Genomic DNA, 26,655 nt, shown 5'->3' on the forward strand with positions numbered 1-26,655 from the left:
CGCGGGGCGGGCGGGGCCTTTGAGGCGCATCCGGAGGCCCGGGACGCGTTCTTGCGAAGCGCGGAGCCCGGAACCGTGCGCGCCGTGCTGGTTCTCCCGGGTGGTCATGGGGGCGGGATCGCCCGGGGCGGGTAGTCAACAGATCTGTGCCACCCGTTCCTTCCCGTGATCAAGCCTCGACGGAGCCGCCGTGAAATTCGGAGTCTCGACCTTCATCACCGACCAGGGCATCAGCCCGACCTCGCTCGGAACAGCCCTCGAGGAACGTGCTTTCGACTCGTTGTTCATCGCCGAACACTCCCATATCCCGGCCGACCGTCAGACGCCCTATCCGGGCGGTGGTGAGCTACCGGAGATGTACTACCGCACGCTTGACCCCTTCGTGGCCCTGACCGCGATCGGCGTGGTGACCGAGCGGCTGCTGCTGGGCACCGGCATCGCGCTGATCCCGCAGCGCGACCCGATCATCACCGCGAAGGAAGTCGCTTCGCTCGATCTGATCTCCGGCGGCCGGGTGATCTTCGGCGTCGGCGTCGGCTGGAACCGTGAGGAGATGAGGAACCACGGCACGGACCCTTCGACCCGTGGCCGGCTGTCCGACGAGCGGCTGCGCGCCATGCGAGAGCTGTGGACCGCGGAGAAGGCCGAATTCCACGGCGAGTTCGTGAACTTCGATCCGGTCTTCGCGTGGCCCAAACCCGTGCAGCGCCCCCATCCGCCGATCTACGTCGGTGGTGGCGAGGGCGCGTTCCCGCGGGTGGCACAGCTCGGAGACGCGTGGCTGGCCAACAGCGCGTCGCCTCAGGAGCTCGGTCCACAGATCGAGCGGCTGCGCGCACGTGCCGAACGAGAGGTGCCGGTGACGGTGTACGCGGCTCCCGACGACCCCGAGAAGATCGAGGGCTACGGCCGTCTGGGCGTCGAACGGCTGCTGTTCTACGTTCCGACGATGCCCGAACGGGAGACGCTGGAGTACCTCGACGGGTTGGCCGAAGTGGCTGCCCGGTACCGCTGAGACGCCGGAAACCACTGCGCCCAGGGATGAGGTACCGATCCGGAAACCGCGACCACCGTAACCTCCGCGACCGCCGTAAGGGGTGCGATGCCTACTCTGACGAGCGCTGAGGCACGTGAGCGGTTCGCCGCGGCCCGCATCGCCCACCTCGCGACGACCGACACGGACTCTCGCCCGCACCTGGTGCCGGTGGTGTTCGCCCTGGACGGCGACACGGTGATGCTGGTCGTGGACCACAAACCGAAGCGGACGATGCGGCTGAAACGCCTGGCCAACATCGCCGCCAACCCATCGGTCTGCCTGCTCGCCGACCACTACGAGGAGAACTGGGAACGGCTGTGGTGGGTGCGGGCCGACGGTGAGGCCCGCGTACTCCCTCCGCCGGACCGCTTCCCCGAGGCCGCCCGCCGCGTCGGCCTGCTCACGGCGAAATACCAGCAGTACGCCGACCGCCCTCCCGACGGACCGATGGTCGAAGTCTCGGTGCTGCGTTGGAGCGGCTGGCGCGCGTCCTGAGCCGCGTGGCCATGCGACCGGGCGGTTCTCGGCCCACCTCGCCGGAGGTCGGTGCGGGACCTGCCGATACGACGGCTTCTTGGCTGTGGCGCCGCAGAACGTCGCTCGGGGCTGGGTGCGCACGTCTGCCGCGTTGTCGTCCATCACCATGGCTCCGCCATGGCTCAATCCTCCGCCTTGCAGCTGCACGCACCCAGAACGGCCCTGCTCCGGCCGGCCGCGCGCCCGGCATCCCCGTACCGCCCGGGGCGTGCCGGGCGCGCAGCCATGTCCTGGTCCGGTCGAAACGGTCCGGACAGGTTGTTCCCAGAGGGGCAAGCGACCGCTTAGTATGCCCGGGAGCAGTGGTAATGCCGACAGTGTCGTGGAGGCCCCTCATGCAGGCATGGCGAGTGCACCGGAACGGCGAGCCGAACGAGGTGATGCGGCTCGAAGAGACGGACCGGCCCACGCCGGGCGACGGGCAGGTGCTCCTCAAGGTGCTCGCGGCGAACATCAACTTCCCCGACGCGCTGCTCTGCCGCGGCCAGTACCAGGTACGGCCGCCGCTGCCGTTCACCCCGGGCGTGGAAATCTGCGGTGTGACACCGGACGGGCGCCGGGTGCTCGCCACCCCCGCCCTGCCGAACGGCGGCTTCGCCGAGTACGTCGTCGCGGACGAGGCGGCGCTCCTGCCGGCCCTGGAGGCCCTGGACGACGCCGAGGCGGCTGCGCTGCACATCGGCTATCAGACGGGCTGGTTCGGACTGCACCGCCGGGCGCACCTCCAGGCGGGCGAGACTCTTCTCGTGCACGCCGCGGCGGGCGGAGTCGGCAGTGCGGCCGTCCAGCTCGGCAAGGCCGCCGGGGCCAAGGTCATCGGTGTCGTCGGTGGCCCCGAGAAGGCCAAGACCGCCCATGAGCTCGGCTGCGACCTGGTCATCGACCGGCGCACCGAGGACATGGTCGCAGCGGTCAAGGAGTTCACCGGCGGACGCGGGGCCGATGTCGTCTATGACCCGGTCGGCGGCGACGCGTACGCCAAGTCCGTCAAGTGCGTCGCCTTCGAGGGCCGGGTGATCGTCGTAGGATTCGCGAGCGGCGGCATTCCCACCCCTGCGCTCAACCACGCCCTCGTCAAGAACTATTCGATCGTCGGACTTCACTGGGGTCTGTACAACACAAAGGACCCGGCCGCAGTGCGCGCCTGCCACGAGGAGCTCACCGCGCTCACGGCGCAGGGCGTCATCAAGCCCCTGATCAGCGAGCGTGTCGCACTCGACGGGGCAGCGGCCGCCGTTCAGCGTGTCGCCGACGGCACGAGCACCGGCCGGATCGTCGTCCTTCCGGGGGGTGCCCGATGACGGTCGTGGACGCGGCCGAGCTCCGCCGCCTCACCCGCGAGCTGCTCGCCGCCCACCCCCCGGCCACCACCGACCGGACCGACTTCCTGAAGGCCCGCTTCGACGCCGGACTCGCCTGGGTCCACTACCCGGCCGGGCTCGGCGGACTCGACGCACCGCGCTCGCTGCAGTCCGTCGTCGACGCCGAACTCGCTGCCGCGGGAGCCCCCGACAACGACCCGCGCCGCATCGGCATCGGCCTGGGCATGGCGGCCCCCACCATCCTGGGTTTCGGCACCGACGAGCAGAAGCGGCGTTTCCTGCGACCCCTGTGGGTCGGCGAGGAGGTGTGGTGCCAGCTCTTCAGTGAGCCGGGCGCCGGGTCCGACCTGGCGGCCCTCGGCACCCGCGCCGTTCGGGACGGCGAGGACTGGGTGGTCGACGGGCAGAAGGTCTGGACGTCCAGCGCCCATGTAGCCCGCTGGGCGATCCTCATCGCCCGCACCGACCCGGACCTGCCCAAGCACCGTGGCATCAGCTACTTCATCTGCGACATGACCGAACCGGGCGTCGAGGTGCGGCCGCTGCGTCAGATCACCGGCGAGGCCGAGTTCAACGAGGTCTTCCTCACCGGCGTACGCATCCCCGACAGCAGGCGGCTCGGACCGGTCGGCGACGGCTGGAAGGTCGCCCGGACCACCCTGATGAACGAGCGTGTCTCGATCGGTGGATCCCGCATCCCGCGCGAGGGCGGCATGATCGGCCCCGTTGCCAGGACCTGGCGCGAACATCCCGAACTGCGCACCCACGATCTCCACCAGCGCCTGCTCACCCTCTGGGTCGAGGCCGAGGTCGCCCGGCTCGCCGGTGAGCGGCTGCGTCAGCAACTCGTCGCCGGACAGCCGGGCCCCGAGGGCTCCGGTATGAAGCTCGCCTTTGCCCGTCTCAACCAGGAGATCAGCGGCCTTGAGGTCGAACTCCAGGGCGAGGAGGGGCTGTTGTACGACGATTGGACCATGCGCCGCCCTGAGCTGGTCGACTTCACCGGACGCGATGCGGGCTACCGCTATCTGCGGTCCAAGGGCAACTCGATCGAGGGCGGTACGAGCGAGGTACTGCTGAACATCGTCGCCGAACGCGTCCTCGGACTGCCCGCCGAGCCGCGCGACGACAAGGACGTCGCCTGGAAGGACCTGTCCCGATGACAGCACAGACCGAAGAGGCCCTGGCGCCCGATCTGCTGTACTCGGACGCCGAGGACGATCTGCGGGCCTCCGTACGGTCGTTGCTCGCCGACCGGGCCGGCGCGCCGACGGTGATCGCCCATATCGAGGCCGACACGCCGTACGACCCGCAGCTCTGGAAGGCCCTCGGTGCGGACATCGGCGCGGCGGGGCTGCTCGTGCCGGAGAAGCTCGGCGGTCAGGGTGCAAGCCATCGCGAGGCCGCGGTGGTCCTGGAGGAGCTGGGCCGCAGCGTCGCCCCCGCCCCCTATCTGACCAGCGCGGTCGTCGCCACCGAGACGCTCCTTGCACTGGGGACGGAGGACGGACCGGTCGGCGAACTCCTCGGCGAGCTGGCGGCGGGCCGCAAGGTCGCGGTCCTCGCCGTACCGTTCTCCGCCAGGGCCGGGACCGTGACCGGCACCCTGGACGGGACCGTCACCGCGGTCGCCGACGCGGCCGCTGCCGATCTGCTGCTCGTGCCCACCGGCAACGGCCTGTACGCGGTCGAGGCCGGTGCCACGGGCGTCACCGTCGAGCCGCTCGTCGCGCTCGATCTGACCCGCCCGCTCGCCACCGTCACCCTCACCGCAGCCACCGGCACCCGCCTCGCGGACGCGGAGGCCGCGCGCCCCGCCGTAAGCCGGGGGCTGCTCGCCGGTGCCGGACTACTCGCCTCCGAGCAGCTCGGTCTCGCCGAATGGTGCCTGACCGAGACAGTCCGGTACACCCGCGAACGACACCAGTTCAACCGGCCCGTCGGCTCGTTCCAGGCGCTCAAGCACCGGATGGCGCAGCTCTGGCTCCAGGTCGTCTCGGCCCGCGCCGCCGCGCGCAACGCCGCGGACGCCCTGGCGTCCGGCAGCCCCGACACGCCGCTCGCGGTGGCCGTGGCGCAGGCGTACTGCTCGGGGGTCGCGGTCCGTGCGGCGGAGGAGTGCATCCAGTTGCACGGAGGCATCGGCATGACGTGGGAACACCCCGCGCATCTGTATCTGAAGCGGGCCAAGGCCGACTCGATTGCGTACGGCACGGCGGGGCGCCACCGTGAGGCCATCGCCGAGCTGATGGAGCTGCCCGCACCGTAGAGCAACGTCCTTACGAACAAAGGGACATGGGGCGAGTCTGCCAGGCAGCCTCGCCCCTACGTCGTTCCCGGCGGACGATTGCTGGTCGACCCTTCCTGGTGGCAGTGCCGAGGCGCAACTGAGCCTGTGGAGCTGCACCAGCGGCGACGACCAGAACCGCGACGGTGTCCATCGGTGCTGGACGAAGCCGGCCCGGCCGGGGAACACCAGGCGACGGACGGGCTACGCCCCGGTCAACTTTTGGCAGGTACCTGCCCGACAGGGGTGTCCCGGACCCATACTCGGTCGGGTCCGCCCGTCCGGTCCGCACCCTGATCCCGGGAGAACCCATGGCGTTCCCGACCCGCCGCCGCGTCGTCACCACCGCTCTTGCCACGGTCGCCGCAGGCGCCGTCGTACCCCTCCAGTCGGCCGCGGCCGCGGAGCCCGCCGCAGTCGCCCACCATTGCCCCCGCCCCCTCCGGCGGGCTCACGCGCACAACGACTACCTGCACCCGCACCCCCTCCACGATGCGCTCTCCCACGGGTTCACCAGCGTCGAAGCGGACATCTTTCTCGTGGACGGGGAACTCCTCGTCGCTCATGAGGCCTCCGATCTCGACCCCGCCCGCACCCTCGCGTCGCTCTACCTCGACCCGCTGTTGGCCAGGGTCAGGGCCAATCACGGAGCTGTGTACCCCGGCCACCGCGACCCCGTACAGCTGCTCATCGACATCAAGACGGACGGTGCCGCCGCCTACCTCGAACTCGACCGGCAGCTCCAGCGCTACCGTCGGATGCTGACCTCGTACCACGACGGCCGGGTCCGCGCAGGCGCAGTCACTCCCGTCATATCGGGCGACCGGGCCGCCCGCGTCCCCATGGAGACGCAGCGCACCCGCCTCGCTTTCTACGACGGCCGGCTGGACGACATCGGCACCGCGGCAACCGCCTCGTTCGTCCCGCTCATCAGCAGCAACTGGACCCAGAGCTTCAGCTGGCTGGGCACGGGCGCCTTCCCCACCGCCGAACGGGACAGGCTCCGCGCCCTCGTCACCGCCGCCCATCGCGAGGGCCGGCGTGTGCGCTTCTGGGCCACGCCCGACGTGGCGGGCCCCGAACGGGACGCCGTCTGGTCCGAATTGCTGGCCGCCGGGGTCGACCACCTCAACACGGACGACCTGGCGGGGCTGGAGCTCTTCCTCCGCGCGAAGGACGGGGGCGCCCGGGGCGGCGTCTGACGGGCCGTGCGGCCCGAGGTGGTGACAGCCAGTCAACACCCGGATGGCGGACATGCCAGTCCGCCGGATGGCCCCTCCGCTACGCCACACTGGCGGCCGAATGCCGCATTCCGGCGCGGCGTAGGAGGTTGGCCATGGCCATTTCGATCTCACTGGTGCTGCTTCTGCTGATGCTCGCGGTGCTCTTTCTCCGCAACGGCGGACTGAAAATCTCGCATGCGATCGTCTGCGCGATGCTCGGATTCTTCCTTGCGGGTACGAGCATGGGGCCGACCATCCAGGAGGGACTGACGGCCACGGCGAATGTTGTCAGCGGCCTCCAGCCCTGACGCGCTCCCGCCTGCCTGCGGCACGTTCCGATTCCACCGGTGAACGCAGAGCGGGCCGGGGCACGTCGGACCCAGGCCCGCGCCGACAGGCTGGAGGCCCACGCGTATCAGCCACCGACGAGCCGCGAACGGATCAGGAACCGCACCCCCTCCGGAGCCTCCAGCGAGAACCCGCTGCCCCGCCCCGCCACCACATCGACGATCAGCCGGGTGTGCGCCCAGACCTCGAACTGACTCTTCGACATCCAGAAGGGAACACGTTCCGCGACTCCTTCGACGGCGAGCGAGGCCAGCAGCACATCGGAGTCTCCGGTGCGGAATTCGCCGTCCTGGTAGCACATGGGCGCACTGCCGTCGCAGCAGCCGCCGGACTGGTGGAACATCAGCGGCCCATGGACCTCACGCAATTGCCGCACCAGATCGGCGGCTGCGGGCGTGAGCTCCACGAGAGGTGCATCCGAAGGGGGCACGTGTCGGCCTTTCGTCGTCCGGCGCCGGTGCGGTGAACTCAGCCAACTTCCAGGAACGTTGCGGCAAGGTTGCAGAGCATGCTCCTGACGGGGCCCCTGGGGCCAGTAGCGTGCGCATGACGATGTCTCAGGGGGAGACGGGGAGAGGGCGACGCGCATGGCGGTGGTCCAGGTGGGGACGCGAGCAGACCCTCCGTGGTGCGGATCCGCGACGCATCGGGTGCGGTGGTCGGGGCCGGATTCATGGTGGACAGGGGCATTGTGTGCAGTTGTGCGGTGCATCGTCGCCTGGACCGGGACCGGAGGGCTCAGTGCGTACAGAGCCTCCGGGAGCGGCCGGGGAATCGAACTCCTTCCCCCGGCGACCGTCGCGGTGCCCCGTTCACGCATGTGATCGACGCCGTCCAGCCGGTTGAGGGGACCGGCACAGCGGTGCTCACGGAGGACGGCCTGCTGGCCCGGTTCGACGCGGCCACCGGACGGATGACGGGCAGTACCCATGCCCGTCCCGGCCGGTCCGCACTCCCGTGAAGAGCACGGCTCCCCCCCACGGGCAGCCGTGCTCCCGCTACCCGTACCGTGGCGCTCACCTCGTCATCTCGCCTACAGGAGTACGCATGAGCTTCGATGTCGACGCCGTCCGCGCCCAGTTCCCCGCCCTGAAGTCGGGCTCCGCCCGCTTCGACGCCCCCGGCGGCACCCAGACACCGCAACCGGTGATCGACGCCATCGCGGACGCACTGGCCAACCCGCTGGCCAACCGGGGCCTCACCACCGAGGGCGAGCGCAACGCGGAGGCTGTTGTGACCGGCGCCCGCGGCGCGCTGGCCGACCTGCTGGGCGCCGATCCGCAGGGCATCGTCTTCGGACGCAGCTCCACCCAGCTCGCCTACGACCTGTCGCGCACCCTCGCCAAGAACTGGGGCCCCGGCGACGAGGTGGTCGTCAGCCGGCTCGACCACGATTCCAATATCCGCCCCTGGATCCAGGCGGCCGAGACTGTGGGCGCCGCCGTCCGCTGGGCAGACTTCGACCCGGCCACCGGTGAGTTGACGACCGACGACATCGCACAGGTGCTCTCCGCGCGCACCCGCTTGGTCGCCATCACCGCAGCGTCCAACCTGATCGGCACCCGCCCCGACATCCCGGCCGTCGCCGACCTCGTACACCGGGCCGGAGCGCTGCTGCATGTGGACGCGGTGCACTACGCCTCGCACGCCGCTGTCGACCTGCCCGGCCTCGGCGCGGATTTCCTGGTCTGCTCGCCGTACAAATTCCTCGGCCCGCACCTCGGTGTGCTGGCAAGCCGCCCCGAGCTGCTGGAGACGCTGCGGCCGGACAAGCTCCTGCCCTCCACCGACGCGGTTCCCGAGCGCTTCGAACTGGGCACGCTGCCCTATGAGTTGCTCGCCGGTGCCCGCGCTGCGGTGGACTTCCTCGCCGGACTGGCCCCCGGCACCGACGCCACCCGCCGGGAACGGCTGCTCGCCGCCTTCGAGGCGATCGAGACCCACGAGGACGTCCTGAGGGCCCGTATCGAGCAAGGACTGGCCGACCTCGGCGGTGTCACCGTGCACTCCCGGGCCGCCCATCGCACGCCGACCCTGTTGCTCACCCTGGCGGACCGAAGCGCCACCGTCGCCTCGCGATATCTGGCGGAGCGAGGTGTCGACGCTCCGGCCGGCTCGTTCTACGCGCTGGAGGCATCCCGCAGGCTCGGACTGGGCGACGAGGGCGGACTGCGGATCGGTCTGGCCCCCTACAACAGCGCCGAGGACGTCGACCGGCTGCTGGACGCCCTGTCCGGCTTCCTGGGCACCTCGCCCGCGGGCGACTGACGCGGGCGGCCTGCCCGCAAGCTGTTCGCGTACCTCGCGCAGCAGCAGGAGAGGCCATGGCCTGGCCGGGCTCTGTGCCGCAACCGCGGCGCCTCGTCGGCGGTGCGGGCGCCGCGTACCGCTGCGCCGTGGCCTCCAGGGCGTGTTTCGAAAGTCCCGCCTGCCAGGCGGACGGACGACGCTACTTTCGAAACATGCCCCAGCGCCGCTGCGCGGCGAGGAAGGAAGCCGCGCCCGGACCTTCAGGCACCCATCGCCTCCGTCGCCTCCCGGGTGATCCGCTCGAACTCGGCACCCATGGCCGCCGCCAGTGCCTGCGCGGCTGACATGGGGCGAACCATCACCATCAAGTCGTCGATCTTGCCGTCCTCGTCGACGTGCAGGAAATCGCAGCCGTTGATCTCCCGGTCGCCAACCTTCGCCTTGAAGACGAGGGCGTGGTCGCGGCCGTCGGCTCCCGCTATCTCCCGTACGTAGTGGAAGTCGGTGAAGACTCGCGAGACTCCGCGCACGATCGACGCGGTGATCGCCTTTCCGGAGTACGGCTTGAACGCGACGGGGCTGGTGAACACGACGTTCTCGGCCAGCAGAGCCTCGATCGCGGCGTGGTCCTCGGCCTCGACCGCTTTGCGGAAGGGGTGCATCCCGGCCACCTCTCATAGGCAAATAGTTGATTAGGTGTGGATGCTAGGCTGCTGTCATGGCATTGCGCAATGCGGTACTCGCGGCACTTCTGGACGGCGAGGCCTCCGGGTACGACCTGGCCAAGGGATTCGATGCCTCGGTGGCCAATTTCTGGATGGCGACCCCACAGCAGCTCTACCGGGAGCTCGACCGGATGGAGTCCGACGGCCTGATCGAGGCCCGGCTCGTCCAGCAGGTGCGGCGTCCCAACAAGCGGCTGTTCTCCCTGACGGAGGCCGGACGCCAGGCCTTGCGCGACTTCACCGCCGAGCTGCCCAGGCCCACGGCCATCCGCGACGAGCTGATGGTCAAGGTGCACGCCCTGGACGAAGGCGACCCCGACGCCGTGCGCGCGGCCATCACCGAACGGCTGGAGTGGGCCAGGGCCAAGCTCGCCCGTTACGACCGGCTCCGGGACCGCCTGCTCGACGGGCGGACGGAGCAGGAGTACCTGGCCCACGCCGAGCGCATCGGCCCCTACCTCACCCTCATGCGGGGCCGGGCCTTCGAGCAGGAGAACATCACATGGGCCGAGCATGCCCTGCGCGCCCTGGAACAGCGCACCGGGGTATCCCGTTAGACCCGGCATGTCCCCTCAGGCGGTGGGAGCGTCAGCGACGACCGGCGGAGCAGTCACCCTGGGCGCGCCGCACGCCACACGCCCAGGCCCAATGCGGCGGCGTCGAGCGGGCGGCAGGGCGCGCGAGTGTGCCCGGCCGGTGCAACGGCCCGGATCCTTCGCCATTCCCCACACCGCGCCGGTCCGCCGGCGGCTGATCGAGGTGGCGCGCTCCTGGTGGGCCCGGGCTGCTACCGTTGATCGGATCCCATTACCTTCATTCGCCCGTTCTTGCGGTTTGCCGGCGCCTCCGTCTGCCGGGAATTCCTCGATACGTGCCGCACATCGAGGAAGGCTCCCCATGAAGCACCCAGCTCGCACGGACACCGCGCGGGACGATTTCGCCCTGCCGGAGACGATCACCCCGGCCCTGCCGACCGCCGCGTCGTTCGCCGACCTGGATCTTCCGCCCGCCCTGCTGAAGACACTCACCGGCCTCGGCGTGAACCACCCGTTCCCGATCCAGGCGGCCACGCTGCCCAGTTCTCTCGCGGGCCGGGACGTCCTGGGCCGGGGCCGCACCGGGTCGGGCAAGACCCTCGCTTTCGGTCTTGCGCTGCTTACGCGGCTCGCAGGCCGGCGCGCGGAGCCGAAACGGCCGCTCGGGCTGATCCTCGTACCGACCCGGGAGCTGGCTCAGCAGGTCGGCGAGGCGCTCACGCCGTACGCCCGGGAGCTGAAGCTGCGGATGGTCACGGTGGTCGGTGGCATGTCGATCGGCAGGCAGGCCGGCGAATTGCGGGCCGGGGCCGAGGTTGTTGTCGCGACGCCCGGACGCCTGCACGACCTCATCGAGCGCAAGGACTGTCGCCTGGACCGGGTGCGCATCACCGTCCTGGACGAAGCGGACCAGATGTGTGACATGGGCTTTCTGCCCCAGGTCACCGAACTGCTCGACCAGGTGCGCCCCGACGGCCAGCGGATGCTGTTCTCGGCCACCTTGGACCGCGACGTCGAGCTCCTGGTCCGCCGCTACCTCCACGACCCGGTGGTCCACTCGGTCGACCCGTCGGCAGGGGCGGTCACGACGATGGAACACCATGTACTGACTATCCACGGCGCCGACCGGTACGCCGTCACGACCGAGATCGCGGCCCGGGACGGACGGGTGCTCCTGTTCCTGGACACCAAGCACGCGGTCGACCAGTTGACCAAGCACCTGCGGGCCAGCGGTGTACGCGCCGCCGCACTGCACAGCGGCAAGTCCCAGCCCCAGCGCACGCGCACCCTCGCACAGTTCAAGAACGGTCAGGTCACCGCATTGGTGGCCACCAATGTCGCGGCCCGGGGCCTGCACGTGGACGACCTCGACCTGGTGGTCAACGTCGATCCGCCCGGCGACCACAAGGACTATCTGCACCGTGCCGGGCGCACCGCCCGTGCCGGTGAATCCGGCAGCGTCGTCACCCTGGTCCTCTCGAACCAGCGCCGCGACATGAGCAGGCTGATGGCCGACGCCGGTATTACGCCGAAGATCACCAAGGTGCGCTCGGGTGAGGCGGAACTGAGCCGGATCACAGGTGCCCGTGCCCCGTCCGGCCTTCCTCTCGACGGCGGCCCGGCCGCGGCGCGTCCCGCCGGCGGCCACGCTCCGTTCCGCGGCATGGGAACGGCCCGAGGTGATTCCGGGCGCGCCGTCGGCGGGTCCCGCCGCGGAGGCGAGGCCCGCAAGATGGCCGAGGCCCGCAAAGCCGCCCGGGTGCGCCGCGGTTCGTAGCGGGGCCGGGACCGGGGAGCGGACGGACCGCGGACAACGACCGGCTGCATGCGCGTGCCGAGCGGGGCGGACCATCGAGGTGTTCCGGTCGGCCCTGAGCCACGTTCCGTCCCGACCGGCACGGCCACGCCGGGGTGCTCATGCCGCCAGAGGCCGGTCCCCTGGCGCGATGGGGGCAGGCAGCAACGTGGAGCCACTCAGGAACCGGTCCGTCGCGGCCGCGACGGACCGGCCCTCCGCGATGGCCCACACCACGAGGGACTGGCCACGTCCCGCGTCACCGGCGATGAAGACCCCGTCCGTCCTGGTGCGGACCGTCTGACCGACCGCCTCGGCAGCGAAAGCAGCATCCCGGGCGAAGTTCCCCCGGTCGTCCAGGGTGAGGCCGAGCTGCTTCATGAGACCGTTGCCCCGTTCGGGACCGTAGAAGCCGAGGGCGAGCAGGACCAGATCCGCCGCCATCAGGTGCTCGGTGCCCGGCCGCGGCCTTCTGACCACGGGTTCCACCTTCGCCAGGCGCAGTCCTCGCACGTGGCCGGCCTGGTCCCCTTCGAAACGGAGGGTGGCGGAGGCGAAGACTCTCGGATCCGTGCCCTTCCGCCCCCGGGCCTCCTCATGGGCATGGGAGATCCGATAGACCTTCGGATACGTGGGCCACGGCTCGGTTTCCAGCCGCGTCTCGCCGGGCTCCGGATTGATATCCAGCTGCACCACGGAGCTCGCGCCCTGGCGCAGGGCGGTGCCGAGACAGTCCGAGCCGGTGTCCCCGCCGCCGATGATCACCACGTGCTTGCCCTCGGCGGTGACGGGAGGCGAGACGTAGTCGCCCTCCCTGACCCGGTTGGCGAGGGTCAGGTAGTCCATTGCCTGATGAATGCCGTCCAGTTCGCGGCCGGGGACGGGCAGCTCACGTTGTCCCCTGGCCCCTACGGCGACGACCACCGCGTCGTGACGTCTTCTGAGTTCGGTGGCATCGAGATCGTTGCCGACGTCCACACCTGTGCGGAACTTGGTTCCTTCGGCCCGCATCTGCTCGATGCGGCAGTTCAGGTGGTGCTTCTCCATCTTGAATGCGGGGATCCCGTAGCGCAGCAGTCCGCCGATGCGGTCGGCCCGCTCGTAGACGGCGACGGTGTGACCGATGCGGGTGAGCTGTTGCGCTGCCGCCAATCCGGCGGGTCCGGAGCCGATGACGGCGACAGTCTTCCCGCTGAGCCGCTCGGGCGGTTGCGGTGTCGCGTACCCGCGCGCCCAGATCTGGTCGGCGATCGCCTGTTCGACGTTCTTGATCGTCACTGGATCGGCATTGATGGTGAGCACGCACGCGTCCTCGCACGGTGCCGGGCACAGCCGCCCGGTGAACTCCGGAAAGTTGTTCGTTGCGTGCAGTCGTTCGGCGGCGGCCCGCCAGTCGGCCCGTGCCGCGTAGGCGTTCCACTCGGGGATGAGGTTTCCCAGCGGGCAGCCGTGGTGGCAGAACGGTATGCCGCAGTCCATGCAGCGTCCCGCTTGCTCGGAGACGAGCGGAAGGCGTGGCTGACCCGTGTAGACCTCGTCCCAGTCGCTCAGCCGTTCATCGACGGGGCGTGCCGGGGCGGGTCGGCGGGGAACTTTGAGGAAGCCGAAAGGGTCGGTCATGCGCCGCCTCCGTCGCCCCTTGCGGTGTACCGGCGTTTCGGCCAGCCTACGCCTGCTTTCCGCTGCTTTCATCGGCCTGCAGGCTCCGGGACCCGTCCGGGCGGTCCTGCGCGGTTCCTGCGATCAGGTCGTGGACCGAGAACTCTCCGGGCATCTGGTTCCCCTGAGGCGGTCAGGGGGTGCTGCCGGGGAATTGCCGCGGGTGGCGCAGGCGCCACCCGGTCTCGTCCGCTGCCTTGCGCGCGACGGCCTCCACGAGGATCTCCCCGGCCTCGGCGGTTCAGGTCGAGGTCTTCGCGGGCTCCGGCTCCGTGGTCCCTGTCGTGGTGGGCTTGTCGATGCGCTTGCCGAGCAGGACGAACAGCAGGATGAGCCCAACCGTGAGTAAGGTGTGCCCCAGGCCGGCGATTCCCGGCACGGCTTCGGGGACATGCTTGCCGAGCACTGTCTCGATGCCGTGGACGCCCATCATGATGACGGTGATCGCGATGCCCGCGTTGTAGAACCAGAAGAACGCGGTGAAGAGTTTCGTCCCGGACAGCTGGAACTGCTTGTCGAGGGCGAGGACGATGAGGAAGCCCAGCATGCCCAGGGCGAGCAAGTGGGTGTGCATGACCGCCAGTTGCGTGTCGCCCCGAAAATCGTGGGCCTTGGTGAACTCCCGGTAGAACAGCCCGGAGACCACTCCCAGAATCATGTAGACGTGTGCCGCAACGTACGACTTTCGCATGTCCGCGCCAGCCCTCTGCTGATCAAGTACCGCCCTGACAAGGGTCATTGAAGCATTCCGAGTGGTGGCTGTCTGCCGGGTTGGGGAGAACGCACAAAGCCGGGTCGAGCGGCCCTCGCCTGCCCCTGCAGTGTTCCGGGGGTGCGCCGGCCTCCCCGACCCGGGCCGTAGCCCTGCTCGGCGCCCGACGGGCCTTGCCGGACGCGCGGACGATTCGTCCTCGGCCGGGCGCAGCAGGCGGTCTCCACCGCATGGATCGGCGCCGATGCATCACTCTGCCGATCCTGCGGGTGAAGCAGTCGTTGCACATGACGCAGGTCAGCGCAGCACGGAACGCGCGATGCGGAATCCTACGTCGTCGATCTGGAAGGTCGGGTGGCTGCGGCGCCGCACCGACGCCCGGCAGCTCCAGTGCTCGTCAAACCATCCACCGCCACGCAGTACCCGATAGCTGCCGTAGACCTCGGCATCGTAGATGTCCCAGCACCACTCCCACACGTTGCCCAACATGTCGTACATGCCCCACGCGTTGGGCTGCTTGCCGCCCACGTCGTGAATCCGCTCGCGGGAGTTGCAGCGGTGCCAGGCGATCTCGTCGAGCGGCCCGTACCGCGCGTCGGCCGTACCGGCACGACATGCGTGCTCCCACTCGGCCTCGGTCGGCAGCCGGTACCCGTCAGCAGATGCGTCCCACACGATGCCCTCGGCGTCAGCGCGGAGGCGGTAGGCGGCTGTCAACCCCTCCTGCTGGGAAAGGGTGTTGCAGAATCGGACCGCGTCCCACCAGGACACGCCTTCGACGGGCAGCCGGTCGCCTTGCGCGCTGCTCGGGCGCTGACCGGTGACCTGCGCATAGTGCGCCTGAGTGATCGGGAACGCCGTCAACCGATAGGGCGCGAGCTCGGTCGACCAGCTCCGCTGCGTTCGCCGGTCCGACAGCGTCACCCGCCCCGGCGGAACGGCGATCAACTCGATTCCTGCGTTCACGTCCATAAGCAGGCGATCATACGGGGGGCGTGATCGTCGTCGTCTCGGAGCCGCCCGTGGGTTGGGCTGCGGAATTTCCGGAACCCGGTGTCGGCCGACACCGGCGCAGCAGGCGGGGGCGGCCAGGAATGACGTCGCGGTCCATTGCCGAACGGCCTACGGACGGGACCCCCGGTGCTGGTGAGCGGCGAACCGAACGGCATCTCCGATGGGCCGGAACTCCGTTCCGCCCGCCCGCCGTCGGCGGAGCGGGCGTGGGTTCACCGGTCGTCCGTCGGGGCGCGTTGCTTCTTCCCCGGCCTGTTATCTTTACGTGACCTCGCGGCGCGACTCTCGGTCATGCTTTGGCCTTTGGTGCGGACTCTCGACCCTGCCCAGCCGCCGAGCTGGAAGCAGTAGCCGAGGCCGGGCGCGCCGTCCGGGACGTCTGTGGCGTGGGACGGGCTCCGGAGCGGACACGACGGGGCACCACCCCGACAAGCGACGGCGGGGTGGTGCTCCTCGCGCCCGAGGGCAGTCAAGGTGATGTCTGACGAGACGATGTTCGTGCCGTTCCCGGTCTGCCCAGAACGTTGCGGATGCGAGTGGCAACGTGCAGGTTGAGCCGGGTCTCGACATCGCTGAGATCGTGGTCGGTGATCTCGCGAATGCGCCGGAGGCGGTAGCGCACGGTGCTTCGGTGGATCTGGAGAACGTCGGCTGTCGTGTCGTAGCTGCCGCCGCTCTCCAGGTAGTGCGAGAGCGTGGTGACCATGTCGGTGTGATGTCGGGCGTCGTACTCCAGAAGGGCTCCGAGCCATTCCCTGACGAAGCGGTCGGTCTCCCGTTCGCCGTCCCCGGTTCCCATCATGCGGCAGATGCCGATCTCCTCGAAGCTGGTGCTGCCGTGCGGTTTCGGAGATCTGCGCCGTACGGTGAGAGCACGGACGGCCTCGTCGTAGGAGTGCGGCAGTTCGGTGAAGAGGTCGCAGCGGCTGCCGATGCCGACGGCCCCGGCAACCGTGCCGAGGTCCTGCGCGACGGCCCGGTACAAGGCATCCCCGGGATCGGGACCCGCCACCAGGACGACCGTGGTGGTTTCTCGGGCACCGATGAGCACATCCAGTCCCAGGCGTTCGGCCGCCCGCGCGACGGCGTCGCCCAGCGTCACCTCCTCCGTTGGTCCGTCCCACTGCAGCACGGCGATGCGGTGCGGCCCGTGCAGGTCGTGACCGAGGGCGGCCGCATGGACGAACACACCGTCGGTCGCCTCACCGGAGATCAGTCTTTCGACCAGGTCGTGGCGCAGCCTCGGCTCCAGCTCGGCGAGAGCGCGTTCGTGGGAGAGCTCGGGGGCGAGGGCCAGGCCTGTCTCCTCCAGAGCCGCGGTGTCCAGCTTCCCCGCACGGCGGTCGGGGTCCACCAGGGCGACCAGTCCGAGCAGGTCGCCTTCCGCCTCGATGGGGACGACCAGGCAGTTCCGGTCGCGGACCGCGCCCTGCCGGCGCCGCACCTGCCGCAGCAGCTCGTCCCGGGGCCGGTTCGCCGATCCGGGGCGCGGTCCGCCGCGGCCGGGGCCCGCCCACGCCCGCAGATTGCCGAAGGGATCCTCGGTCAGTGCAGAGAACCCCGTGTGATCGTGCAGGGCCTGGAGCATCCCCAGCTCACCCTTGCCGGAGGCCCCGACACGGGTGAGAGCTCGGTGGAAGGCGTTCTGGTACGAAAGGGCGGATACGGTGGCGCCGAGGTCGACCCCAGGTCCGGGTTCCTCCGCCGTCGGCCACTGTTCCCTCTCGGCACGGGCGGGCCTCTCCCACGGCCGGCTCAGTCCCGCGAGTGCGGCTGCGGCCTGCCGGGCGAGCAGCTCTGCGTCGGCGGTCTCCTCGGTAGAGGGGGTGTCCAGTATCCGAACGACGAGGTAGCCGAGACACCGCCCGCGGTGGCGCAGCGCCAAGGCCCAGAGGTAGTGGCCGTCCTGGCTGTCCCAGCGCCCGCTGCGGCCATCCAGCGCACCGATCCACCGGTCGACGCCGTCGGTGGCCGTCGGGTCGTCGTCCGCCTCGGCGGGCTCGGCCGCCGTGGCGTTCACCGCCACGATGCCCGGCCGGGAATGACCGGAGCCGGCCGCGGAGCACGGGCGACACCGCTGGGCGACGCCGTGGTGATCCGCATAGGCCGCTTCTGCCGCGAACGGCCCGGTGACGGCGATCGCCCCCATGGCCGCCCACACCACCTCACGTTCGTCGGTGGCGTCGAACATCGCCGTGGTGAGCCGGAGGAACGTGTGCCGGCCGGCCCAGCGCTGCGGGATCGGGCGCACCGCACACACCGTCGATGATCCGGAGCGGACAGCATCCATCGGAGATCCATTCGTGTCTCGACACAGCAGCTCTCCGCCTTTCACGCTACGCCGTCCGGCGCCGGGACACCTCAGCTGGCCCTGTCCACGCCCTGACCTCGCGGGACGGGCCGGCAGGCCCGGATTGGTCCTGCCGGGGCAGGGAAACGCGTGCGCCACCGCGCCACCCTTTCCCCATGTGTGGCCGCGAGCGGGACGGTGATCCCGGCAGCCGCGGCGTTCGGTCAGTGCCGCGACGGAGGAGAATCCCATGGCCAGGGCAGTAGGTATCGACCTCGGCACCACCAACTCGGTCATCGCGGTCTGGGAGGGCGGTGAGCCCACCGTGATCCCGAATGCCGAGGGAGCCAGGACCACCCCCTCGGTGGTCGCCTTCACCGACACCGGCGAGCGGCTGGTCGGACAGCTGGCACGCCGGCAGTCGATCCTCAATCCCAAGGGCACCATCACCTCCGCGAAGCGGTTCATCGGCCGTCGGTTCGACGAGGTTCCCGAAGAGGCCAAGGCGGTCTCCTTCGACGTGGTCGAGGGACCGGGCGGGGTGGCGCGCTTCGAGGTGAACGGCAAGCAGTACGCGCCGGAGGAGATCAGCGCGCAGGTGCTGCGCAAGCTGGCCGAGGACGCGGGGAAGTCGCTCGGAGAGCGGGTGACAGAGGCCGTCATCACCGTACCCGCCTACTTCAACGACGCTCAGCGACAGGCCACGAAGGACGCGGGAAAGATCGCCGGTCTGGAGGTTCTGCGGATCATCAACGAGCCGACCGCCGCAGCCCTGGCCTACGGTCTGGACAAGAAGGGCCATGAGACAGTCCTGGTTTTCGACCTCGGCGGTGGCACCTTCGATGTCAGCATTCTCGACGTCGGCGACGGCGTGGTGGAGGTACGGTCCACGGCCGGCGACTCCCATCTGGGCGGCGACGACTTCGACCGCCGCCTGGTGGACTATCTGGCGGACGCGTTCCAGAAGACCGAGGGCATCGACCTGCGCAAGGACCCGCAGGCCCTGCAGCGCCTGTTCGAGGCGGCCGAGAAGGCGAAGACCGAACTGAGTTCGGTCACCCAGACCCAGGTGAGTCTGCCGTTCGTCACGGCGGATGCCTCCGGGCCCAAACACCTCACCGAGACCGTCCGCCGTTCCACCTTCGAACAGATCACTGCGGATCTGGTGGAGCGCTGCCTGGCCCCGGTCAAGCAGGCGATGGGCGACGCGAAGATCAGCGACAACGACATCGACGAGGTCATCCTGGTCGGCGGCTCGACGCGTATCCCGGCCGTACAGGCTCTGGTGCGGCGCCTGACAGGCGGCAAGGACCCCAATATGAGCGTCAATCCGGACGAGGTGGTGGCGCTGGGCGCCGCCGTTCAGGCCGGGGTGCTCAAGGGCGAGGTCAAGGACGTCCTCCTGCTGGACGTCACCCCGCTCTCGCTGGGCGTGGAGACCGCGGGCGGCGTCATGACGAAGATCATCGAGCGGAACACCACCATCCCCGCCCGACGGTCCGAGGTCTTCTCCACGGCCGAGGACAACCAGCCGGCCGTCGACATCGTGGTGCTCCAGGGCGAACGTGAACTGGCCGCCGACAACAGGGTGCTGGGCCGCTTCAGGCTGGAGGACCTCAGGCCCGCCCCCCGCGGGCAGACCCAGATAGAAGTCACCTTCGACATCGACGCCAACGGCATCCTCAAGGTCGGCGCCAAGGACAAGGACACCGGCGCCGAACAGTCGATCACCATCAGCGAGGGATCCAACCTCGACCAGGCCGAGGTCGACCGGATGATCGAGGAGGCCGAGCGCCACCGCACCGCCGACCAGGCGCTGCGCCAGGCCGTCGACGCCCGTAACGAACTCGACGCCGCCGCATACCAGGTGGAGCGCCGGCTCGGAGAACTCGGTGACGTCGCGCCGCAGCACGAGCGCGCCCGCGCCGAAATGGTCATCGAGGAGGCGCGTACCGCTGTCAAGGAGGAGGCGCCGGTGGAGCGCGCCCGCGCCCTCAACTCCGAACTCCAGCAGATCTACGCCGCACTGGCCACCCACTCCACCGCGGCGGCACAGACCGCGGACCAGGGCGCAGCGTCCGCCTCGGGCGGGCCCTCCGGTGGCGACGACGACGTCATCGACGCCGAGTTCGACCGGGGCTGAGGTGGCGTGATGTCGGAACATGACCAGGCACCTCCCGCCGATGACGCAGGCCGGACGTGGACGGAGCATCCGCTGGAAGAGGCACCCGCACCGCAGGGCCCGTCGGCCCTCGACGCCGAGGAGCTGGAGGACCGGTGGCGGCGAGCCCTCGCCGATCTGGACAACCTTCGCAAGAGGTATGCCCGCGACCGCCACCGGGAGCTGGAGGCGGAACGGGACAGGGCCACAGCCGCCTGGCTCCCGGTCGTCGACAACCTCGAACTGGCCCTCGCCCACGCCGACGCGGACCCCGAAACGATCGTCCGCGGTGTTCAGGCGGTACGTAATCAGGCTCTGGACGTGCTGAGAGGCCTCGGCTATACGCGCCACGACGAGACCGGTGTCCCCTTCGATCCCGTGCTGCACGAGGTGGTCTCCGTGGTCGAGGACCCGGACACCGCCCCGGGAACCGTCGTCCAGGTGCTGCGCCCCGGCTACGGCGACCCCGACCGCCAACTGCGACCGGCGGCGGTAGCGGTCAGCCGAAAGCAGGAGTAACCCGCCATGGCACGCGACTACTACGAGGTGCTGGGCGTCCCCCGGACCGCCGACGCGGCCGAGATCCAGCAGGCATTCCGCACCCTGGCCCGGCGTCATCACCCGGATGTCAACAAGAATCCGGCCGCCGAGGAGCGCTTCAAGGAGATAAACGAGGCGTACGGAGTCCTCTCCGACCCCGGTACCCGGGCCAGGTACGACCGGTTCGGCGCCGACTTCCGGCAGATCCCGGAGGACTACGACGAGCGGGTCGCGGCAGCGCAGGGCTTCCGCGGGGCCGGAGCCGGAGCGTACCGCGGCGGACCCTTCCAGGGGGGCCGGGGCGCGGGCCGCGGAGGCGCCCGGGTCTGGACGGAAGGGGATCTCGACACCGCCGGCTTCGACTTCGAGGACCTCTTCGGGGGTGTGTTCGGCGGCCGGGCGGGCCGCGGGCCGGGGCCGGTACCCGGCGCCGACCAGGAGGCCGAGCTCACCCTCACCGTGGAAGAGGCCTACCGCGGCGGCCGGCGGAAGATCACCCTGGGAGGCCCTGGCGTGGAGCGCAGCTATGACGTGAACATCCCCGCGGGTGTCGTCGACGGGCAGCGCATCCGGCTCGCGGGGGAGGGAGGCCGAGGCCGCGGTCAAGGCGCCGCGGGGGACCTCTACCTCGTGGTCAGGATCGCCCCCCACCCCAGATACCGGCTCACCGGTCGCGACATCCACGTCGATCTGCCGGTCACCCCCTGGGAGGCCGTCCTGGGGGCGACCGTGCCGGTCACCGGCCCCGGCGGCACCGCGAAGGTCCACGTCCCCCCGGGTACCTCCACCGGCCGGCGACTGCGGCTGCGCGGGGAGGGGATGCCCCACCCCAAGGGATCCGTCGGTGACCTCTACGCCCAGATCCAGGTGATCGTGCCCTCGTCGCCGAGCCCGCGCGAACGCGAGTTGTTCGAGGAGCTGGCCGGGGTCTCGACCTTCGACCCGAGGAAGCAGGCATGAGTGACGATCAGCGTTCTCCCGCCGAAGACGCCGCGCACGGCCGTGCCGTCGCCCAGTATCCCCTGGTCCGGATCTGCCGGATCACTCCCTACGAGCTGTCCCTGGCCGGTGTCGCCCGACGCAGCGGCCTCTCGCCCGACCTGGTCCGCCGCTTCGTAGCCCTCGGGCTGCTGGACGCCGAGCGGGACGCCCACGGGCGACTGTGGTTCCGTACCACCGCACCGTCGGCCATCGCCCGCGTGCAGCGACTGCGGACCGGTCTGTCGCTCAACTACGCGGCCGTCGGGGTCGTGTTGGACCTGCTCGACCGTATCGATCATCTGGAGCGGGCGCTGCGGCGCAGCCAACGAGCCGCCGGGGAGCGAACGTCATGGACATGAACCGCCTCACGCAGAAGTCCCAGGAAGCGCTGCAGGAAGCGCAGAGCGTGGCGGTGCGGCTCGGCCAGAACGAGGTCGACGGGGAGCATCTGCTGCTGGCGTTGCTCGACCCGCAGGACGGCCTGACGACCCGGCTGCTCGCCGCCGCCGGCGCCGACACGGCCGCACTGCGGGGCGCCGTCGAAGCCGATCTCGCCAAGCGCCCGCGCACCACCGGACCGGGCGCCGCCCCCGGCCAGGTGATGGTCACCCAGCGCCTCGCCCGATTGCTCGACACGGCGGAGCAGGAGGCCAAACGCCTCAAGGACGAATACGTCTCGACCGAACACCTGGTCATGGCCCTGGTGGACGAAGGCTCGGCCACCGCCGCCGGCCGACGGCTCGCCGAACAGGGCATCACCAAGGACACCTTCCTCGCCGCCCTCACCCAGGTGCGTGGCAACCAGAGGGTCACCTCCGCCAACCCGGAAGCCGCCTACGAGGCTCTGGAGAAGTACGGCCGAGACCTGGTCGTGGAGGCCCGCACCGGTCGGCTCGACCCGGTGATCGGCCGGGACGCAGAGATCCGGCGGGTGATCCAGATCCTCAGCCGCAAGACCAAGAACAACCCGGTTCTGATCGGTGAGCCCGGCGTCGGCAAGACCGCCATCGTCGAGGGCCTGGCCCAGCGGATCGTGCGCGGAGACGTACCGGAGGGGCTGCGGGACAAGACGGTGTTCTCGCTCGACATGGGATCGCTGGTGGCCGGAGCCAAGTACCGCGGCGAGTTCGAGGAACGCCTCAAGGCCGTCCTGGCAGAGGTCAAGGGCGCCGAGGGCTCGATCCTGCTCTTTGTCGACGAGCTGCACACCGTCGTCGGTGCCGGCGCCGCCGAGGGCGCCATGGACGCGGGCAACATGCTCAAGCCGATGTTGGCCCGCGGCGAACTGCACATGATCGGCGCCACCACAGTGGAGGAATACCGCAAGCGCATCGAGTCCGATGCCGCCCTGGAACGCCGTTTCCAGACCGTCCTCGTGGACGAGCCGACCGTCGAGGACGCGATCTCCATCCTGCGGGGGATCCGCGAGCGCCTGGAGATCTTCCACGGCGTCAAGATCCAGGACGGCGCTCTGGTCGCCGCCGCCACCCTCAGCCACCGCTACATCAGCGACCGCTTCCTCCCCGACAAGGCCATCGACCTGGTCGACGAGGCGTGCGCGCGGCTGCGCACCGAGATCGACTCCATGCCGGCCGAACTGGACGAACTCACCCGTCGGGTGACCCGGCTGGAGATCGAGGAGGCGGCCCTGGCCGAGGAGACCGACCCGGCAAGCCGTGCCCGCCTGGACGACCTGCGCCGTGAACTGGCCGACCTGCGGGGCGAGGCGGACGCCAAACATGCCCAGTGGGAGGCCGAACGCCAGGCCATCCGCCGTGTCCAGGAACTGCGTCAGGAACTGGAACGCGCCCGGCAGGATGCCGAGGAGGCCGAACGCGCCTACGACCTCAACCGCGCCGCCCAGCTGCGCTACGGCACCATCAGCGAGCTCGAACGCCGCCTTGCCGCCGAAGAGGAGCAACTTGCCGTCAAACAGGGCGAGACACGGCTGCTGCGCGAGGTGGTCACCGCCGAGGAGATCGCCGAGATCGTCTCCGCCTGGACCGGTATCCCCGTCACTCGGCTCCAGGAAGGCGAACGGCAGAAACTGCTGCGCCTGGACGAGATCCTGCGCGAGCGGGTCATCGGCCAGGACGAGGCCGTACAACTGGTCGCCGACGCGGTGATCCGGGCCCGGTCCGGAGTGCGCGACCCGCGCCGGCCGATCGGCTCGTTCATCTTCCTGGGCCCCACGGGCGTCGGAAAGACCGAGCTGGCCAAGACCCTCGCCGCCGCACTCTTCGACAGCGAGAGCAACATGATCCGCCTCGACATGAGCGAGTACCAGGAGAAGCACACCGTGAGCCGCCTCGTCGGTGCACCGCCCGGGTACGTCGGCTACGAGGAGGGCGGCCAGCTCACCGAGGCGGTGCGCCGCAAGCCGTACTCCGTCGTCCTTTTCGACGAGATCGAGAAGGCCCACGCCGACGTGTTCAACACGCTGCTCCAGGTCCTGGACGACGGCAGGATCACCGATGCCCAGGGTCGAACCGTCGACTTCCGCAACACAGTCGTCATCATGACCTCGAACCTCGGCTCCCCGTACCTGCTCGAGGACGCCACCGACGCCGGCGAGATCAAGCCCGAGGTACGGGAACTCGTGATGGGCGAACTCAACAGCCACTTCCGCCCCGAATTCCTCAACCGTGTAGACGACATCGTCCTCTTCCACCCGCTCGGCCTGGCGCAGATCGAACGCATCGTCGACCTGCTCCTCGACGAGCTGCGCCGTCGCCTCGCCGACCAGCGCATCTCCCTCGTCCTCACCGAACAGGCCCGCCGTCTCGTCGCCGCCGAAGGCTACGACCCGGTCTACGGCGCCCGTCCGCTGCGCCGCTTCATCTCCCACGAGGTCGAGACCAGGATCGGCCGCGCGCTGCTCAGTGGCGAGGCGACCGAGGGCGTGACGATCCTGGTCGACGCCCAGGACGACGAACTGACCTTCACGCTCCGGGACGAGCCGAAGGAGTCGTCATGAGCGCCTCCCCGGTCGGTCGCACCGCCCGCTGCGGCACCTGCGGCACGACGAACCGTGTCCCCGCCGCCGCGCAGGGCCGCCCCCGGTGCGGCAACTGCCGAGCTCCGCTGCCCTGGATCGCCGAAGCGGGGGACTCCGACTTCGCAACCGTCGCCGAGCAGGCCGGTCTGCCGGTCCTCGTCGATCTCTGGGCCACCTGGTGCGGCCCCTGCCGGATGGTCAGCCCCGCTCTGGAGAAGGTCGCCGACGACCTGGCCGGTCGGATCAAACGTGTGAAGGTCGACATCGACAAGTCACCGGCGCTCGCCCGGCGCTTCGAGGTCCAGGCCGTCCCCACTCTGCTGGTTCTCGACCGGGGCCGGACCATCGCCCGCCAGGCCGCGCCGCGCCGGCCCCGGTGCTGCGCCAGTGGGTGGAGCGGGCACTGACGGACAGCGCTCGGCCCGCCTGACCGACTCTGGAGGCCGCGATGACCATCCCGCCCCCTCATTTCCACCCAAGGGAAGTGCACTGTGACCGCTGAAACGCCCACGTCGTACGACGCGTACCCACAGTTGACGGATGACCAGATCGAGGCGCTGAGCGCCTGTGGACAGCGGTGGCCGACCGTCGAAGGCGAACTGCTCTATCAGACGGGCAGGCCCAGTCAGGAGTTCTTCGTCGTCCTGAGCGGCACGGTGGCCGTGGTGAAAGGCCATGGCGGTCGGGAGCGGACCTACCAGCTCCATGGCCCCGGCAGTTTCCTCGGCGAGCTCGGCCTGCTGGAGGGTCAGGCCGCCTTGCTCACCGCCGTGGTCCGTGCCCCTGGTGAGGTCCTGGCGGTCGGTTCGGCCGAACTGCGCGACCTGCTCGTCCGCGAACCCGCGCTCGGCGACCTCATCCTGCGCGCCTGCCTCCTGCGTCGGACCCTGCTGGCCGGGATGGCCACCGGGTTCAGGATCATCGGCTCCGCGTTCTCCCCGGACACCCGCAGGCTGCTCGAGTTCGCCGCCCGCAACCGGCTCCCGCATCGCTGGATCGATCTGGAGAAGGACACCGAGGCCGAGGTGCTGCTGCGCCGTGTGGGGGTGACACCCGAAGAGACCCCCGTGGTGGTCTGGCACGACGACCGGGTGCTGCGCAACCCCACCGACGCCGAGCTGGTACGGGTGACAGGCCTGCGCTCCGACACCCCCACAGAAGCCGTCTGCGATCTACTGGTGGTCGGCGCGGGACCCGCAGGTCTGGCCACGGCCGTGTACGGGGCCTCCGAAGGACTGGCCACGGTCGTCCTGGAAGCCGTGGCCACCGGCGGTCAGGCCGGAACCTCCTCCCGGATCGAGAACTACCTCGGATTCCCCGCCGGGATCTCCGGCACCGAACTCGCCGAACGCGCCGCCATCCAGGCCGACCGGTTCGGCGCCCGGATCACCGTCCCCGCCGAAGCCGCAGTCCTGGAACAGCGGGACGGGTCCCACGTCGTGACGCTCACGGACGGCGCCACGATCTCCGCCCACACCGTCGTGGTGGCCACCGGCGCCCATTACCGGCGTCTGCCCGCGCCCGGCGTCGAACGGCTCGAAGGAGCCGGGGTCCACTACGCGGCCACCCTCTGGGAGGCGAGAAACTGCCGCATGGATCCCGTGGCCGTCGTGGGCGGCGGCAACCCCGCCGGCCAGGCCGCGCTGTTCCTGGCGCGTCAGTCGCCCGCAGTGCATTTGCTCGTACGTGGTGGCGACCTCACCCACAGCATGTCCCGCTACCTGATCGACCGGATAGAACGGCATCCCCGGATCGATGTGATGATGCACACCGAGGTCCGGGATGTCACCGGCAGCGACCGGGTCGAGTCCGTTCTCGTCCAGGACAACAGAACAGGCGAACGGCAGGTGCTGGCAGCGCGCGCCCTGTTCGTCTTCATCGGCGCGCGCCCCGCCAGTTCCTGGCTCGACGCGGCCGTCGACCGGGACCCGCACGGCTTCATCCGCACGGGCCGGGACGTGGTCGACGTCCCCGCGAACCTCTGGCGCCACCTCGCCCGTGCCCCGCTCGCCCTCGAGACCGGTCTCCCGGGACTCTTCGCTGTCGGCGACGTCCGCAGCGGCTCGGTCAAGCGGGTGGCCTCTGCGGTGGGCGAGGGCGCGATGGCGGTCCGCCAGGTGCACGAGCACCTCCGGGGGGTGGGCTCTCCGGGCATACGTCGACACGCGACGAGGGCCACGACGATCCGGAGGTGAACACCGTGGTGACGTTCATCCGGCTTGCCCTCCGGCAGGTGATCGG

At 70.1% G+C, this 26,655-nt stretch carries 23 protein-coding genes and 1 pseudogene; 18 read left to right on the forward strand and 6 right to left on the reverse strand.

Going from position 1 to position 26,655, the window contains the following annotated elements:
* Nucleotides 1–190: 190 nt before the first annotated feature.
* From AB0N06_RS23795 to AB0N06_RS23825, 7 genes are all read left to right on the forward strand, one after another.
* Nucleotides 191–1,015: an LLM class F420-dependent oxidoreductase gene (locus AB0N06_RS23795; protein ID WP_366136694.1), complete on the forward strand. Its 825-nt coding sequence runs from the start codon at nt 191–193 to the stop codon at nt 1,013–1,015.
* 87 nt (nt 1,016–1,102) lie between these two features.
* Entirely contained in the window at nt 1,103–1,531 is a 429-nt protein-coding gene (locus tag AB0N06_RS23800) for a TIGR03668 family PPOX class F420-dependent oxidoreductase (protein ID WP_366136695.1), read from the forward strand.
* Nucleotides 1,532–1,908: 377 nt separating this feature from the next.
* Complete coding sequence (locus tag AB0N06_RS23805) at nt 1,909–2,874, forward strand: NADPH:quinone oxidoreductase family protein (protein ID WP_366136696.1); 966 nt, start codon at nt 1,909–1,911, stop codon at nt 2,872–2,874.
* On the forward strand, nt 2,871–4,058 hold the full coding sequence (locus AB0N06_RS23810; protein ID WP_366136697.1) for an acyl-CoA dehydrogenase family protein: 1,188 nt from the start codon (nt 2,871–2,873) through the stop codon (nt 4,056–4,058). The genes AB0N06_RS23805 and AB0N06_RS23810 overlap by 4 nt, the downstream gene beginning before the upstream one ends.
* Nucleotides 4,055–5,164, forward strand: a complete 1,110-nt coding sequence (locus tag AB0N06_RS23815; RefSeq protein WP_366136698.1) for an acyl-CoA dehydrogenase family protein — start codon at nt 4,055–4,057, stop codon at nt 5,162–5,164. Before AB0N06_RS23810 ends, AB0N06_RS23815 begins: the two co-directional genes overlap by 4 nt.
* Before the next feature lie 329 nt (nt 5,165–5,493).
* Nucleotides 5,494–6,384 carry a phosphatidylinositol-specific phospholipase C/glycerophosphodiester phosphodiesterase family protein gene (locus tag AB0N06_RS23820; protein ID WP_366136699.1) on the forward strand — a complete coding sequence of 297 codons (891 nt, stop codon included), beginning with the start codon at nt 5,494–5,496 and terminating at the stop codon, nt 6,382–6,384.
* A 134-nt stretch (nt 6,385–6,518) separates the two neighbouring features.
* Nucleotides 6,519–6,713 (forward strand): hypothetical protein, encoded by a 195-nt coding sequence (locus tag AB0N06_RS23825; protein WP_358860991.1) that lies wholly within the window; start codon nt 6,519–6,521, stop codon nt 6,711–6,713.
* 107 nt (nt 6,714–6,820) lie between these two features.
* Here AB0N06_RS23825 and AB0N06_RS23830 read toward each other — a convergent pair whose 3' ends face one another.
* Nucleotides 6,821–7,159 (reverse strand): DUF779 domain-containing protein, encoded by a 339-nt coding sequence (locus AB0N06_RS23830; protein ID WP_366136700.1) that lies wholly within the window; start codon nt 7,157–7,159, stop codon nt 6,821–6,823.
* A 414-nt stretch (nt 7,160–7,573) separates the two neighbouring features.
* On the opposite strand from AB0N06_RS23830, the gene AB0N06_RS23835 reads away from it, so the two are divergent.
* Both AB0N06_RS23835 and AB0N06_RS23840 read left to right on the forward strand, forming a co-directional pair.
* Complete coding sequence (locus AB0N06_RS23835) at nt 7,574–7,714, forward strand: hypothetical protein (RefSeq protein WP_366136701.1); 141 nt, start codon at nt 7,574–7,576, stop codon at nt 7,712–7,714.
* Nucleotides 7,715–7,800: 86 nt separating this feature from the next.
* On the forward strand, nt 7,801–9,021 hold the full coding sequence (locus tag AB0N06_RS23840; RefSeq protein ID WP_366136702.1) for a cysteine desulfurase-like protein: 1,221 nt from the start codon (nt 7,801–7,803) through the stop codon (nt 9,019–9,021).
* Nucleotides 9,022–9,263: 242 nt separating this feature from the next.
* Here the strand turns inward: AB0N06_RS23840 and AB0N06_RS23845 are convergent, their stop codons facing one another.
* The gene (locus AB0N06_RS23845) at nt 9,264–9,665 is read right to left on the reverse strand and encodes a nuclear transport factor 2 family protein (RefSeq protein WP_366136703.1); all 402 of its coding nucleotides are present in this window, start codon (nt 9,663–9,665) and stop codon (nt 9,264–9,266) included.
* Between the two features lie 56 nt (nt 9,666–9,721).
* Here AB0N06_RS23845 and AB0N06_RS23850 point away from each other — a divergent pair, with 56 nt between their 5' ends.
* Together AB0N06_RS23850 and AB0N06_RS23855 are read left to right on the forward strand one after the other, a co-directional pair.
* A complete protein-coding gene (locus AB0N06_RS23850) occupies nt 9,722–10,285 on the forward strand; it encodes a PadR family transcriptional regulator (protein ID WP_366136704.1) in 564 nt (187 codons plus the stop codon).
* A 340-nt stretch (nt 10,286–10,625) separates the two neighbouring features.
* Nucleotides 10,626–12,041: a DEAD/DEAH box helicase gene (locus AB0N06_RS23855; protein ID WP_366136705.1), complete on the forward strand. Its 1,416-nt coding sequence runs from the start codon at nt 10,626–10,628 to the stop codon at nt 12,039–12,041.
* A gap of 138 nt (nt 12,042–12,179) precedes the next feature.
* On the opposite strand, the gene AB0N06_RS23860 is transcribed toward AB0N06_RS23855, so the two are convergent.
* The 4 genes from AB0N06_RS23860 to AB0N06_RS23875 all read right to left on the reverse strand — a co-directional run bounded on the left by AB0N06_RS23860 (nt 12,180) and on the right by AB0N06_RS23875 (nt 17,734).
* Nucleotides 12,180–13,679 carry a glutamate synthase subunit beta gene (locus AB0N06_RS23860; protein ID WP_366136706.1) on the reverse strand — a complete coding sequence of 500 codons (1,500 nt, stop codon included), beginning with the start codon at nt 13,677–13,679 and terminating at the stop codon, nt 12,180–12,182.
* Between the two features lie 280 nt (nt 13,680–13,959).
* The gene (locus AB0N06_RS23865; protein WP_366136707.1) at nt 13,960–14,409 is read right to left on the reverse strand and encodes a DUF2871 domain-containing protein; all 450 of its coding nucleotides are present in this window, start codon (nt 14,407–14,409) and stop codon (nt 13,960–13,962) included.
* A gap of 318 nt (nt 14,410–14,727) precedes the next feature.
* Nucleotides 14,728–15,402, reverse strand: a complete 675-nt coding sequence (locus tag AB0N06_RS23870; RefSeq protein ID WP_366136708.1) for an SUMF1/EgtB/PvdO family nonheme iron enzyme — start codon at nt 15,400–15,402, stop codon at nt 14,728–14,730.
* A 511-nt stretch (nt 15,403–15,913) separates the two neighbouring features.
* Nucleotides 15,914–17,734, reverse strand: a complete 1,821-nt coding sequence (locus AB0N06_RS23875) for a helix-turn-helix domain-containing protein (RefSeq protein WP_366136709.1) — start codon at nt 17,732–17,734, stop codon at nt 15,914–15,916.
* Between the two features lie 250 nt (nt 17,735–17,984).
* Here AB0N06_RS23875 and dnaK point away from each other — a divergent pair, with 250 nt between their 5' ends.
* From dnaK to AB0N06_RS23910, 7 genes and pseudogenes are all read left to right on the forward strand, one after another.
* Complete coding sequence (gene dnaK, locus AB0N06_RS23880; RefSeq protein WP_366136710.1) at nt 17,985–19,877, forward strand: molecular chaperone DnaK; 1,893 nt, start codon at nt 17,985–17,987, stop codon at nt 19,875–19,877.
* Nucleotides 19,878–19,886: 9 nt separating this feature from the next.
* A complete protein-coding gene (locus tag AB0N06_RS23885) occupies nt 19,887–20,414 on the forward strand; it encodes a nucleotide exchange factor GrpE (protein WP_366136711.1) in 528 nt (175 codons plus the stop codon).
* 6 nt (nt 20,415–20,420) lie between these two features.
* Nucleotides 20,421–21,395, forward strand: coding sequence for a DnaJ C-terminal domain-containing protein (locus AB0N06_RS23890; protein WP_366136712.1), 975 nt, complete (start codon nt 20,421–20,423; stop codon nt 21,393–21,395).
* Nucleotides 21,392–21,775, forward strand: coding sequence for a chaperone modulator CbpM (locus AB0N06_RS23895; RefSeq protein ID WP_366136713.1), 384 nt, complete (start codon nt 21,392–21,394; stop codon nt 21,773–21,775). Before AB0N06_RS23890 ends, AB0N06_RS23895 begins: the two co-directional genes overlap by 4 nt.
* Nucleotides 21,766–24,393 (forward strand): ATP-dependent chaperone ClpB, encoded by a 2,628-nt coding sequence (gene clpB, locus AB0N06_RS23900; protein WP_366136714.1) that lies wholly within the window; start codon nt 21,766–21,768, stop codon nt 24,391–24,393. The genes AB0N06_RS23895 and clpB overlap by 10 nt, the downstream gene beginning before the upstream one ends.
* Nucleotides 24,390–24,844 (forward strand): annotated as a pseudogene (locus AB0N06_RS23905) (thioredoxin domain-containing protein). Before clpB ends, AB0N06_RS23905 begins: the two are co-directional and overlap by 4 nt.
* A gap of 61 nt (nt 24,845–24,905) precedes the next feature.
* Nucleotides 24,906–26,609, forward strand: a complete 1,704-nt coding sequence (locus AB0N06_RS23910; protein WP_366136715.1) for an FAD-dependent oxidoreductase — start codon at nt 24,906–24,908, stop codon at nt 26,607–26,609.
* The last annotated feature ends 46 nt before the right edge of the window (nt 26,610–26,655 follow it).

Origin of the sequence: Streptomyces sp. NPDC051020, from assembly GCF_040683105.1 — a bacterium.
Classification (GTDB): Bacteria; Actinomycetota; Actinomycetes; order Streptomycetales; family Streptomycetaceae; genus Streptomyces.